This is a genomic window from Streptomyces sp. NPDC054863 (assembly GCF_053610825.1).
Window position 1 is genome coordinate 34,114 of record NZ_JBSGZD010000012.1, and the last position, 11,830, is coordinate 45,943.

Genomic DNA, 11,830 nt, shown 5'->3' on the forward strand with positions numbered 1-11,830 from the left:
CATGGGGCTGCTGACCATCGGGGCGTTCGCCAAGGCGTCGCGGCTGTCGCCGAAGGCGTTGCGGCTGTACGACGAGCTGGGTCTGTTGCCGCCGGCCCGCGTCGACGCGACGACCGGCTACCGCTTCTACGCACCCGAGCAGTTGGAGCGGGCCCGGCTGGTGGCCTGGCTGCGGCGCCTGGACATGCCGCTGGCCCGGATCCGGCAGGTCTGTGCGCTGGACGCGGCCGGGGCGGCCCTGGAGGTGCGCGCGTTCTGGGCGCAGGTCGAGGCCGACACCGCGGTCCGCCGTGACCTCGCTTCCTTCCTCGTCGGCCAACTGTCACGGAAGGACACCGTCATGACCACCGCACCGCCACTGGAGATCCGATACGCGGCCCTGTCCGACTCCGGCCTGGTCCGGGAGACCAACCAGGACGCGGCGTATGCCGGGGCCCGGCTGCTGGCCGTCGCCGACGGGTACGGGGACTGCGGCGGGCCCGCGGCAGCCGCGGCCGTCGACGTACTGAAGCGACTGGAGACCGACGGCGTCCCCGCGGGCAGTCTGCTCAACGCGCTGGAGGACGCCGTCGAGCAGGCGCGGCACGCCGTACACGGTGCGGCAGGCACCGGAGCGCGGGAGGCCGGGGAAGCGGGGCAGGTACAGGCGGCGCGGGAGGCGGGGCAGGTACAGGCGGCGCGGGAGGCGGGGCAGGTACAGGCGGCGCGGGAGGCGGGGCAGGTACAGGCGGCGCGGGAAGCGGGCACCACGCTCACCGCCATGTGGTGGACCGGCTCGCAGCTGGCGCTCGTACACATCGGGGACTCCCGCGCCTACCTCGTGCGGGACGGCGGCCTCTTCCAGATCACCCACGACCACACCCTCGTACAGTCGATGGTCGACGAGGGGCGGCTCACTCCGGCCGAGGCGGCGTCGCACCCCCAACGGGCCTTGCTGGCAAGGGCGTTGACAGCCGAAGCGGGGACGGGTCCGGTCACGGCCGAGACGAAGCTGCACGACGCCCTGCCGGGGGACCGCTATCTGCTGTGCTCGGACGGACTGTCCGCGGTCGTACCGGCCGAGAAGATCCGTGCGGTGCTGACGTCGGCCGAGGGGCCCGACGAGGCGGTGGGTGAGCTGGTCGCCCTGGCGAACGCCTCCGGCGGGCCCGACAACGTCAGTTGCGTGGTTGCCGACGTGCTCCATTCAGGGTGTTGAACCACCCGTCGGAGGGAGAGGGCGTGACGGTGCGGCCGGGCGGGCGCGATGGTCTCCAGGTGTCCGGGTGATCAGAGCCCGGGCACTGTGTTCCCACCAAGGAGAAGCCCCATGCGTATTCCCCGTCCCCTGCTGGCCGTCGTCGGCGCCGTCGCTCTCGTCCTCGGCACGACCACCGCGGCGACCGCCGCCCCCGGCGCGCACACGCAGAGCGCCCTGATGAACCCGTGCGGCTTCTACGAGACGGGCAGTGACGCCTTCTACCACCACTGCACGACGGACGGTTCGAACGTCATCATCCAGGTCAGGGTCGCCCTCGCCCCGGACTACGAGCGCTGCGTGTACCCGGGCAATCACTGGCTGGGCAGCTCCAGCAAGATCCAGGGGGCGCACTACACGGGGCGCACCTGCTGATTCCGCCGGAGTCGCACGCGTACGGACGGACGGACGGACTAGGCACGTGCACGGACGGACTGGGGCCGGTCCTTGAGGCCGAGCACCACACCTCGTCCCGCGTAGAAACGGTCCAGGTCGGCCCACGGCACACGGGCGTACTCCTGCGACTCCCCCGGGAAGCCGGAGGGGTTGTGGATCAGCAGGGCGTCGGGGGTGGCGCCGACCGCGAGGACGAGGTGGCCACCCCGGCCGGGCGGGGACGGGTGCAGTTCGCGTACGGACGGGTGGACGGAGAGCATCAGCAGCCTTCCCTGCGCGAGGAGTTGGGGGATCTCCGAGACGGGGAGGCGGGGGCGGCACTCGGCGGTCAGCGGCCAGTTCGCCTCGACGTGGCGGGCGAAGGGTGCGTAGATCAGGCCGTCGAGGCCGCCGTCCTCCCGTCGTACGTACCCGCCCGCCCGCTCGCACCCGGCGGCCAGCTCCATGGCGGTGGGGACGGGCTGCCGCCAGTGGGCCAGGCACATGCGCAGGCATGCCATGCCGCACAGCCGCCACGACCACCAGTCGTACTCCTCGGGTGAACTCGCCCCGTAAGACGCCCACTTCGGGTCATCGGTCGCGGAGAGGTCACCTTCGACGATCGCGCGGACCAGCTCGGGCGAGGCCCACTGGGAGGAGTACGGGACGGGGTGGACGACGTCCGTGACCGTGGCCGGGGGCGCGGGGTCGGGCGTGGAGGTGGCGGCGGTCGCGGTGGCGGTGGTGGCGGGGTGTACGGGCATGGTGCCGCATTCTGCCGGGGCGACCGGGCCCGCACTCCGCCGGGGCCCTGAGCACCGACTACGGCGCGGGCCGGGACCGGGGCTCGGGCCCACGGGGGTCGGGACCGGGAGTCGGCCCTCAGTCCTCGGGCCCGCAGGGACCGGGACCAGGACTCGACCCACAGGGCTACCGCCCGCAAGGCCCCGGCCCTGTCCGGTCCGTTCGCGACCGCGGGTCAGGCCGGGGCGCCGTCGGTCAGCAGGTGTACCGACTCCTGCTCGCTCGGGTCGGTGCGCGCCACGATGCACAGCACGGGCTCGTCGCCGGTGACCGGCATGTGCGGGGTGTCGGCCGGGATGAACACCATGTCCCCCGGGCCGATCTCGTCGCATTCGGCGAGGCCGTCGCCGTGCCGGATCTCGTGCCGTCCACTGATCACGTAGATGGCCGACTCGTGGCCCGCGTGCAGGTGCGGCCGGCCGCTGGAGTGGGGCGGTATCCGCACTTCGTGGAGGCAGAGCCCCTTGGTGTCGACGGTCTCGGAGGACACGCCTTGGGTGAACACACCGCCCTGCACGCCCGGATAGCCCTCGTCGGCGCGGCGCAGCACGACGGCCTTCGGGGCGGGCAGGGGCTCTCCCGCACGCGACTCCTCGGTACCCACGGAGACACGGAATTCATTGCCCGCCGGGTCGGCCAGGACGACCCAGCCGCCTGTCGCCCCTCCCCGGTCGTCCTCCACCGCGAGGGTCGCACCGAGCGCCGTGAGCCGCCGGATCTCCGCCGCCTGGGTCCCTTCCGGTTCCAGGTCGAGGAGCACCCGGCCGCGCTCCGACTTCTTCTCCGCGCCCCGTACGAACATCAGGGCAGGTGCGCCCGGAGCCGCCGCTAAGGAGACCGTGTCGTCACCCGGTGCGTCCAGCGCGTCGACCGCTCTGTCCAGCACCTCGCTCCAGAACTCCGCGACCTCGTACGGCTCGTGGGGGTCGGTGCATTCGAAGGTGATGTGCCGGACCGTGGACGCCATCCGAGGACTCCTGTCGCTCACGCATACGATTTTCCGGCGGACTCTACCTCCTTGGGGCGTACGGGGGTGGTGGTCCTGGTGCGGTGGGCGAGCTGCGCGGTGCGGGTGGGGACATCGACCGTGTACGCGTCCACGGTCATCGCCGTCTCGGAGACCTTGAGGACCATGAAGCCGTGGTCGGAGAAGTTCTGCCAGCTCGCAGGATGGCTCGAACGGGCCTTGCCGTCACCGGACTTGGAGGAGGCGCCGCAGACGATCTGGCGGGTTCCGGCGGTACGGGTGGTGGGCTCCAGGAGCTGGAGGGTGTGGTCGTGGCCGGAGAGGATCAGGTCGGCGCGGCCGACCACGACCTCTTCGTACAGCTCCTTGAGGTGGATGCCGCGCGTGTAGTGGCCGATGAGGAAGCCGTCGTACGAACCGGCACTGCCGTGCTTGCCGTTGTTGAGGTACGGGTGGTGGCCGATGACCACCTTCCAGCGGGCCCGGGACGCGGCGAGCGCACCGTCGAGCCACTCGCGCTGGGCGCGCATGTACGGGCCGTCCCACTGGTAGTGGGGGTCGAACTGGGCGACGGTGGAGGCCACCGGGTTGGTGTCGAGGGCGAAGAACTCGACGACGGGATCGGCTCCACCGGCGGGAAGGGCGGCGGTGTAGTAGCGGCTGGGCATGTACCAGCGACGCGAGGATCTGGCGTACGAGACCTCGCGGTCGCCGCGGGAGGGGTCGCCGCCGCTGCCGGGGATCAGTCCCGAGCAGTCGTGGTTGCCGAGGACCATCAGCCACGGGACGTCGATGCCGGTGTTGGGCTCTTCGAACTTGGTCTGGAATTCGGAGTCGTGGTCGGACTCGGGGCCGTTCTCGTAGATGTTGTCGCCGAGGCCGACGGCCAGGCCGATGCCTTCGGTACGGCAGACCTGGCGGGCGGCGGCGGCCACGGCGTGCTGGGCCTCCTCGCCGGTGCCCGCGTCCCCCGTGATCAGCACGCTGAACTCGCCGTTAGGACCCGGGCGTTGGGGGAACGGGAACTTCTCCGCTTCCGCCCTCCGGGGCCGGGGCGCCGAACCCGTCGGGCGGGCCTCGGCGGTGCCGCCGCCGGGCAGCACCGCGAGCGCGGCCCCGGCGACCGCTCCGCCCAGCAGGGCCCGCCTGCGTACCGCGCTCATGGCACGCACGCGGTCGCCCACCGGTCCTTCGGCGATCCCGGGCTCGGCGCGCAGCCACTGTTCTTCGGTCAGGTCCGCGCGGGGCGGGGTCAGGTCGTCGTCGCACATGGATGCGTTTTCCCACACCAGGGCGGAAGCGGGGAAGACGAAAGAGCGAACAGGGGGCGGAGGTATGGGGGTGACTTTGTGGTCGGCCCTGTGCCGGGGTGGGTTTGTCCGGGGGCGTCCGGCGCGTCCTGCCCGTCCGGCGCGTCCGGGGCAGCGGGTGCTCGGAGTGGGGTGTTCGGGGTCGGGTGTTCGGGGTCGGGTGTTCGGGGTCGGGTGTTCGGGGTCAGGTGCTCTGGGTCGGCGCTCGGGACCGGGTGTCAGTCGTCCCGTTCGAAACAGTGGGAGCGGCCGATGACGGTGAAGCCGCGGCGCGCGTACCAGTGGCGCGGCCAGTCGTCCCCGTCGGCGATCAGGAAGCGGGTGTCGCAGCCCGCTTCGGCCGCCAGGCGCAGGGCGGTGGCCACGACCGCGTCGGCGTGGCCCCGGCGGAGGTGTTCCTCCGAGGTGTTGAGGTCCTCGATCTGCGCGATGCCCGTGGCGGGGTCCGCGTAGAGGTCGGCCCAGGAGGCGACCTCGCCCGTCTCCGTACGGGAGCCGATGAAGTGGACGGTGTCGGCGCCGCGGTACCTGGCCTCGCGCCGGTCGACGAGTTGGCGTACGACCTCGTCGCGCACGTCCGGCAGGAAGCTGCGCCAGCGGCGGGCGAGGGGTTCGCGGAAGGCGTCGAGGTCGACCGGCTCCGCCTGCCGCGCGAGGGAGCCGTCCGGTTCCGGCCCGGTGTGGAGCATGATCAGGTCGGCGCTGTGCCGGTATCCGGCCAGTGCCAGCGGGGGTGCGCACGCCGTCGCGGTGGCCTCGTCGTGGACGCAGATCATGCGGTGCGGCAGGTGGCCGAGGATCTCGTCGGCGAGGGCGGGCAGGGACGGCGGGTCGTCCGGTATGCCGTCGACGACGAGATGGTTGTCGCCGTGGGACTCCGGATACCTGTCGTCGAAGACGGCGAATCCGCCGGGGAACTCGACGGTACGGACGGCCCGCCGGCGGTCGAAGGCGGCCAGGAAGGCGTTGATGCGCGGGACTTCGGCGGCGGGGTTCGACGCGGGGCTCTGCCGACGGGTTCGCCGGGAGCTCGGTCGGGGGTTGTGCTGATTGCTCGGTCGGGGGCTCGGCATGGAGGGAGCCTACGCAGCCGGGGGGCGGGGCGCTTCCGGAATTCACGCCTTGATTCGTGCCGCGATGAGTTTTCGCGGGAACGGCGGCCCTCTCCCCGTCGTCTGGAGGAAGTTCACGGACTCCGTCGGGTTCGGGGCCGGCTCCCGGCACCTGGAGACGTACGACACGTCGACGGCGCCGGCGGAGCTGCTCGGCACGCCGACGGCGGAGTTCCCGGGGGACCACGCTGGCTTCCTGGGACAGCCGGAGGAGTTCGCGGAGGGGTTGCGGAAGGTCCTTGCCGGGTGAACCGGCCCGACAGTCGGCAGGTTCGCCAAAACTATTCTGCAAAAATACTTTGGGAAAGTGGTGCCGGCGTTCTACGCTCCCGTCCATGACCGACAAGAAGCCCGCGGGACGCCCGGGGCAGGGCAAGCGCGTCCTCGATCCCGAGCAGGACGCTGCCGCCTTCAAGGCGCTCACCCATCCGCTGCGCATCCGGCTGCTCGGGATGCTGCGGAAGGACGGCCCGGCCACGGCGAGCGAACTCGCGGCCCTGACAGGTGAGTCGTCCGCGTCCACCAGCTATCACCTGCGGGTGCTGGCGCAGTACGCGTTCGTCGAGGAGGCCGAGCACCGGGACGGGCGGGAGCGGCGCTGGCGTTCTGCGCACGCGATGACTTCGTGGAGCAACGAGAGCATGGGCGCCACCCAGGAGGGCCGCGCCTTCATGGACATCATGCGCAGGCGACAGGTGGAACACCTGGAACGCTCGCTCGGCCAGCACGTGGAGGACCTGGCCGCCGGGCGGCTCGGACCGGAGTGGGTGGAACCCTCCGGCATCGGCGACTCGATGCAGCGGCTGACTCCGGAGTCCCTGGGAGAGCTGAAGGAGGTACTGGAGGCCAAGGTGGCGGAGCTGAGCGCGCGCGACGAGCAGGACCCGCGCGCCGAGCAGGTCGTCGTCATCATGGCGGGGCTCCCCCTTGCCGCTCGTACCTCCGATGCGGGGGCGCGGACTTCGCACATATCTGACGGTGAGTCATGAGCGAGTCCACCGTCCTGCGCACGGCCCGCCGCCGTTACCTCGCCGTCTGTGCGCTCTTCTGGCTGCCGATCGGGCTGGCCTTCAGCCCCGCCGTCCTCCTCTACAGCGAACGCGGCATGACCCTGACGGCCGTCGCCGCGTTCTTCGCCACTCATTCGCTCACCACCGCAGCGCTGGAACTGCCCACCGGAGGTCTTTCCGACGTCCTGGGCCGGCGTTCGGTACTGGCCGCCGCCGGGCTGCTCGACGTCATCGCCCTCATGCTGCTGGCCCTGGGCAGTACGTTCACCGCATTCGCCGTCGGCATGGGCCTGAAGGGTGTGGCCCGCGCCCTGTCCAGCGGTCCTGCCGAGGCCTGGTACGTCGACACCGTCCAGGCCCATTCGGGGCCGGACGCGGACCTGCGCACCGGCCTGTCCCGGGGCGGCCTCGCGACCTCCGCCGCGCTGGCGGCCGGCACCCTGGTCGGCGGCGCGGTGCCGTGGCTGCTGGGGCTCGGCCCCGACCTCGGCGCCCGGCTGAGAGAGGCCACCGGCGGGCTCGTACTGCCGCTGTCCGTGCCCGTGCTCATCGGCGCCGCGGTCAGTGTCGTCTTCGTGCTGTACGTCCTGATCGTGCTGCGGGAGCCGCCCCGCAAACCCGCCACGCTGAGCAGCGTTCTGCGCGACGTCCCCCGAACCATCGGCGCCGGACTGCGCCTGAGTGCACGTGAGATGACGGTCCGTCGGGTACTGCTGAGTGCGGGGGCGGCCGGGGCCGCACTGTCCACGATCGAACTGCTCATGCCCGGCCGGGCCGCCGGGCTCACAGGTGCGGCGGAGTCGGGTGCGGTGCTCTTCGCCGCGATCGCCTGCGCCGGGTTCGCCACGTCGGGGCTCGGCAGTGCGCTCGCGCCGCTCGCCGCCCGGCTGACCCGCAGTGGCGAGCGTGCGGTACTGGCGGGCCTGGGGGTGAGCGCGGGCGGTCTGCTGCTGCTCGCCCTCACCGCGAGGTCGTCGGGGCCACTGTCACTGGTCCTCGCTGTGGGCGGGTTCATCCTGTTCTATCTGGGCCTGGGCGCGGCGGGGCCGAACGAGAACGAGCTGTTGCACCATCGCGTGACCAGTGAACAGCGTGCCACCGCCCTCTCCGTACAGTCGCTCGCGCTTCAACTCGTCGCCGCGCTCGGCGTTTTGGCGGTCGGAGCCCTCCCGGTCGGCCCGCTCCCCTGGCTGTTCGGCTGCGCGGCGCTGCTGGCGGGCGCCGCACTGTGGATACGGCGACCGGCGCCGGTGCCGGCCCCGGTCGCACGTACCCTCTCCGCTTCCCCGGCCGACCTCTGACCGGCCTCTAGCGGTCGCCCAGGCACTCCCCCACCGCCGCGATCAGCCGATTGGCGCGGGCGTCGCCGTGGCCGATCATCCGGTTGCCCGTGTAGGCGAAGCCGACTCCGAACTCGTCGTCGCCGAAGGCGAATTGGCCGCCCGCTCCGTCGTTTCCGAAGCTGTGTGCGCCCAGCGTGGGGCGGAACGGCGAGTCGAGCAGGAAGCCCGATCCCCAGCGTGCTCCCGCATCGAAGCCCAGCCACGACTCGCCCGACGACTGTTCCCGTACGGCATCGGCGACGGTGTCGGCGGTGAGCAGCCGGGGCCCGCCGTCGATGCCGGTCGCGGCGGCTGCGTACAGAGCGGCCAGGGAGCGCGCGGAGGAGACCGCACCCGCTCCGGGGATCTCGGCGCCCAGCAGGGCGGGGTCGTTCCAGCCGTGCGGTGCGTCGAGTCCGGGGAAGGTGAACGCCCCGTTCATGGTGACCATGCGGGTGAGGATCGACTCGGGGCCCGGCATCGGGGGCCGCCCCGCCGCCTCGACGAGCCGGGCGAGGCGCCCGCTCTCGCTGTCGGGCAGGCCGATCCAGCAGCTCAGGCCGAGCGGGTCGGCGACGGCCCGGCGGAAGTACGCGCCGGGGGTGAGGCCGGTGACGCGCCGGATCAGTTCGCCGAGGAGGAAGCCGAAGACGTGCGCGTGGTACTCGTACGTGGCGCCCGGCTCCCACAGGGGCTTCTGCTCCTCGATGGCGTGGACCACCGGGGTCCAGGCGGTGATCTCCTCGAAGCTCAACGTGCGGTCGAGGACGGGGAGTCCGGCGCGGTGGCCGAGCACCATGCGCGCCGTGATCCCCTCCTTGCCCTCCCGTGCGAACTCGGGCCAGTACCGGGCCACGGGCGCATCGAGATCCAACTCACCCTGCTGGGCCAGCAGTTGGATGCAGATGCTGACGACTCCCTTGGCGCAGGAGAAGACGGGGACGACGGTGTCCTCCTGCCACGCCTGCCCGGTGCGCTCGTCCGCGGTGCCGCCCCACAGGTCGACGACCTTGTGTCCGCCCGCGAACACGGTGACGGCGGCGCCGAGTTCGCCGAAGTCCTCGAAGTTGCGGACGAAGGTGTCGGCGACCGGCCCGAATCGCTGGTCGGCCCATCCGTTGAGCTGCACGGTACTGTCTCTTCCTCTTCGTGACGCCTGGCCGTGCGGGAGGCGGTCGCGCCCCGCCCGGCCCGGTTGACCGGCCCACGCTATGCGCGCCCACCAGCCCGCCACCAGCGGTTTTCCTGCCGCACGGCCGGAGGGGCCGGGCGTCACAGAGGCAGGATGGTTGCGTACCGCACCGTCGCGGGCCGGAGCACCGACCGGCCCGCACCCGACCGCCGAGGGATCCACGTGCCTGCAACTCCCGCCGTTCGTACCGTCCTTGGCGATGTCGCACCGTCCGCCCTCGGCGTCTGCGACGCGCACGACCACCTCTTTCTGCGCTCGCCCCACCTCGCCGGGCAGGAACTCGACGACGAGGCGCGCGCCGCGGACGAGCTGCGCGCCTTCCGCGCGGCGGGCGGCGCCGCGCTCGTGCAGTGGACGCCCCGCGCGATGGGGCGGCGCCGCGCCTCGCTGGTGCGGCTGGCCCGCACTTGCGGGGTCCGGCTGGTCGCCGCGACCGGGCTGCACCAGGCCCGGCAGTACGGGCAGAAGGAAGCGGGGGAATCGCGGGAAACGGGGGCACCGGGGGAATCGGCGGAAGCTCTTCTCGATCGCGCGGCCCAGGACTTCGTCGCCGATCTGACCACGGCCGAGGTCCCGGCGGGACTGATCAAGGTGGCAACCGGGCCGGACGGCCCGGAAGCCACCGACGGCCTGGACACCTGGACGCGCCGCGTCATGGCCGCCGCGGCCGAGGCCCAGCACGCGACCGGCTGCCCCGTCGGCGTGCATCTGGAGCGCCCCGAGCATGCGGAGGAAGTGGTCGCGCTGCTGTCCGGGACGCTCGGGGTGCCGCCGGAGCGCATCCTGCTGGGGCACCTGGGCCGGACGGCGGATGCCGACACCTGGCTGCGGGCCGCCGCGACCGGCGCCCATCTCGTACTGGACGGCCCGTCCGCCGCGTACGGCACCACCGACGAGCGGGTGCTGGCCGCGCTCGTCACGCTCGCCGGGGCGGGACACGGCGACCGCCTGCTCCTGGGTGCGGACACCACCACGTCACGGGCGGCCCCCGGCCGGGCCGCCCACCTCCTCGACACCCTGCGGCCGTCCCTGGCCGAGGCGCTCGGCGAGGAGACGGCGGAGCGTGTCTTCGTGTCCAACCCGGCGCGGGCGTTCGCCACACGGTGGAGCGTGCCGCGTCTGCCGTGACCCGATGCGCGGGCCAGGGTACGGCCGCTGACGGGGGTGGCCGGTTCATGGGGCAGGATGACGCTCGCGCCGGAGGACACCCCTGTTCCTCCGGCGTGGCCGCGCAACCCGGAATGAGCAGGTACCAAAGGTGACGACACCTCACATATGCCGCCCCCAGGGGCATTTCTTTCTCTCTTCGCTTCCCGTACCGCTCACGTCCCAGGGGGAGCTCCGATGAAGCGAGCCCTCGAACTGAGTGATCTGATCGTCGCCGGCATCGCGGTGGCCGCCGGGCTCGTCGCGGCCCTGCTGCTGCGGGCCGTGCTGCGCTGGCTGGGCGAGCGGGCCAGCCGGACCCGGTGGGGCGGCGACGACGTCATCGTCGACGCCGTACGGACGCTGGTCCCGGTCGCGGCGATCGCCTCGGGTCTCGCCGTGGCCGCGGCGGCCCTGCCGCTGACCGACCGGACCGGGCAGATCGTGACCCGGGTCCTGACCGCGCTGCTCATCCTGGCCGGGACGATCACGGCGGCCAGGATCACCACCGGTCTGGTCAGGACGGTGGCCCAGTCCCGGCAGGGCGTGGCCGGATCGGCGACCATCTTCGCCAACATCACGCGCGTCGTGGTGCTGGCGATGGGCTTTCTCGTACTCCTCCAGACCCTCGGCGTCTCCATCGCCCCGCTCCTCACCGCGCTCGGCGTGGGCGGTCTGGCGGTGGCCCTCGCCCTCCAGGACACCCTTGCCAACCTCTTCGCGGGCGTGCACATCCTTGCCTCGAAGACGGTGCGCCCCGGCGACTACATCCGGCTGAGCGGCGGCGAGGAGGGCTACGTCGTCGACATCAACTGGCGCAACACGGTCGTGCGCCAGCTCTCCAACAACCTCGTGATCATCCCGAACATGCAGCTGGCCGGCACCAACATGACGAACTTCAGCCGCCCCGCGCAGGACCTGGAGATCTCGGTCCAGGTCGGCGTCTCGTACGACAGCGATCTGGAGCAGGTCGAGCGGGTGACGTCCGAGGTCGTCGCCGAGGTGATGCGGGACGTCGTCGGCGCCCTCCCCGAGCACAAGCCCGCCGTCCGCTTCCACACCTTCGGGGACTCCCGGATCGGTTTCACCGTGATCCTGGGTGTCGGGGAGTTCAGCAACCAGTACCGGGTCAAGCACGAGTTCATCAAGCTCCTGCACCAGCGGTACCTGGCGGAGGGCATCCGGGTCCCGGCCCCCGCGCGGAACGTGACCGTCGTGCAGGGCGGCGTCCCGGACGACGCCATGCTCGGAATCCCCCGGCAGCGCAGTGCGCCCGGCCAGGATCCGCTGCACCCCACCCACTGACCCCGTGGCGATGGGGGCGGGAAACGGGCGATTCCTGCCATGCTGCCCCC

Annotated in this window: 12 protein-coding genes; 7 read left to right on the forward strand and 5 right to left on the reverse strand. The window is 72.2% G+C overall.

The window, feature by feature from the left end; translation table 11 throughout:
- The first annotated feature begins 1 nt into the window (after position 1).
- Positions 2-1,198 carry a MerR family transcriptional regulator gene (locus ACWGIG_RS04505; RefSeq protein ID WP_453320014.1) on the forward strand — a complete coding sequence of 399 codons (1,197 nt, stop codon included), beginning with the start codon at positions 2-4 and terminating at the stop codon, positions 1,196-1,198.
- Positions 1,199-1,309: 111 nt separating this feature from the next.
- Positions 1,310-1,612: a DUF6355 family natural product biosynthesis protein gene (locus tag ACWGIG_RS04510; protein ID WP_453320015.1), complete on the forward strand. Its 303-nt coding sequence runs from the start codon at positions 1,310-1,312 to the stop codon at positions 1,610-1,612.
- A gap of 38 nt (positions 1,613-1,650) precedes the next feature.
- On the opposite strand, the gene ACWGIG_RS04515 is transcribed toward ACWGIG_RS04510, so the two are convergent.
- The 4 genes from ACWGIG_RS04515 to ACWGIG_RS04530 all read right to left on the reverse strand — a co-directional run bounded on the left by ACWGIG_RS04515 (position 1,651) and on the right by ACWGIG_RS04530 (position 5,766).
- Positions 1,651-2,376, reverse strand: coding sequence for a hypothetical protein (locus ACWGIG_RS04515; RefSeq protein ID WP_453320016.1), 726 nt, complete (start codon positions 2,374-2,376; stop codon positions 1,651-1,653).
- Between the two features lie 215 nt (positions 2,377-2,591).
- Entirely contained in the window at positions 2,592-3,383 is a 792-nt protein-coding gene (locus ACWGIG_RS04520) for a VOC family protein (RefSeq protein WP_453320017.1), read from the reverse strand.
- A gap of 17 nt (positions 3,384-3,400) precedes the next feature.
- The gene (locus ACWGIG_RS04525) at positions 3,401-4,654 is read right to left on the reverse strand and encodes a metallophosphoesterase (protein WP_453320018.1); all 1,254 of its coding nucleotides are present in this window, start codon (positions 4,652-4,654) and stop codon (positions 3,401-3,403) included.
- A gap of 257 nt (positions 4,655-4,911) precedes the next feature.
- Positions 4,912-5,766, reverse strand: coding sequence for a GNAT family N-acetyltransferase (locus ACWGIG_RS04530; RefSeq protein WP_453320019.1), 855 nt, complete (start codon positions 5,764-5,766; stop codon positions 4,912-4,914).
- A 64-nt stretch (positions 5,767-5,830) separates the two neighbouring features.
- Here ACWGIG_RS04530 and ACWGIG_RS04535 point away from each other — a divergent pair, with 64 nt between their 5' ends.
- The 3 genes from ACWGIG_RS04535 (at position 5,831) to ACWGIG_RS04545 (ending at position 8,116) form a co-directional block, all read left to right on the forward strand.
- Positions 5,831-6,055 carry a hypothetical protein gene (locus ACWGIG_RS04535; protein ID WP_453320020.1) on the forward strand — a complete coding sequence of 75 codons (225 nt, stop codon included), beginning with the start codon at positions 5,831-5,833 and terminating at the stop codon, positions 6,053-6,055.
- Positions 6,056-6,140: 85 nt separating this feature from the next.
- On the forward strand, positions 6,141-6,794 hold the full coding sequence (locus tag ACWGIG_RS04540) for an ArsR/SmtB family transcription factor (RefSeq protein ID WP_453320021.1): 654 nt from the start codon (positions 6,141-6,143) through the stop codon (positions 6,792-6,794).
- Positions 6,791-8,116 carry an MFS transporter gene (locus ACWGIG_RS04545; protein WP_453320022.1) on the forward strand — a complete coding sequence of 442 codons (1,326 nt, stop codon included), beginning with the start codon at positions 6,791-6,793 and terminating at the stop codon, positions 8,114-8,116. The genes ACWGIG_RS04540 and ACWGIG_RS04545 overlap by 4 nt, the downstream gene beginning before the upstream one ends.
- A 7-nt stretch (positions 8,117-8,123) precedes the next feature.
- Here the strand turns inward: ACWGIG_RS04545 and ACWGIG_RS04550 are convergent, their stop codons facing one another.
- A complete protein-coding gene (locus ACWGIG_RS04550) occupies positions 8,124-9,266 on the reverse strand; it encodes a serine hydrolase domain-containing protein (RefSeq protein WP_453320023.1) in 1,143 nt (380 codons plus the stop codon).
- 225 nt (positions 9,267-9,491) lie between these two features.
- Here ACWGIG_RS04550 and ACWGIG_RS04555 point away from each other — a divergent pair, with 225 nt between their 5' ends.
- The gene (locus ACWGIG_RS04555; RefSeq protein WP_453320024.1) at positions 9,492-10,457 is read left to right on the forward strand and encodes a phosphotriesterase family protein; all 966 of its coding nucleotides are present in this window, start codon (positions 9,492-9,494) and stop codon (positions 10,455-10,457) included.
- A gap of 216 nt (positions 10,458-10,673) precedes the next feature.
- Entirely contained in the window at positions 10,674-11,780 is a 1,107-nt protein-coding gene (locus ACWGIG_RS04560) for a mechanosensitive ion channel family protein (protein WP_453320025.1), read from the forward strand.
- The last annotated feature ends 50 nt before the right edge of the window (positions 11,781-11,830 follow it).

Excerpts from the sequence above, each read along its gene's own strand:
- ACWGIG_RS04505 (WP_453320014.1), top strand. The coding sequence starts at position 2 with ATGGGGCTGCTGACCATCGGGGCGTTCGCCAAGGCGTCGCGGCTGTCG.
- ACWGIG_RS04510 (WP_453320015.1), top strand. The coding sequence starts at position 1,310 with ATGCGTATTCCCCGTCCCCTGCTGGCCGTCGTCGGCGCCGTCGCTCTC.
- ACWGIG_RS04515 (WP_453320016.1), bottom strand. The coding sequence starts at position 2,376 with ATGCCCGTACACCCCGCCACCACCGCCACCGCGACCGCCGCCACCTCC.
- ACWGIG_RS04520 (WP_453320017.1), bottom strand. The coding sequence starts at position 3,383 with ATGGCGTCCACGGTCCGGCACATCACCTTCGAATGCACCGACCCCCAC.
- ACWGIG_RS04525 (WP_453320018.1), bottom strand. The coding sequence starts at position 4,654 with ATGTGCGACGACGACCTGACCCCGCCCCGCGCGGACCTGACCGAAGAA.
- ACWGIG_RS04530 (WP_453320019.1), bottom strand. The coding sequence starts at position 5,766 with ATGCCGAGCCCCCGACCGAGCAATCAGCACAACCCCCGACCGAGCTCC.
- ACWGIG_RS04535 (WP_453320020.1), top strand. The coding sequence starts at position 5,831 with ATGAGTTTTCGCGGGAACGGCGGCCCTCTCCCCGTCGTCTGGAGGAAG.
- ACWGIG_RS04540 (WP_453320021.1), top strand. The coding sequence starts at position 6,141 with ATGACCGACAAGAAGCCCGCGGGACGCCCGGGGCAGGGCAAGCGCGTC.
- ACWGIG_RS04545 (WP_453320022.1), top strand. The coding sequence starts at position 6,791 with ATGAGCGAGTCCACCGTCCTGCGCACGGCCCGCCGCCGTTACCTCGCC.
- ACWGIG_RS04560 (WP_453320025.1), top strand. The coding sequence starts at position 10,674 with ATGAAGCGAGCCCTCGAACTGAGTGATCTGATCGTCGCCGGCATCGCG.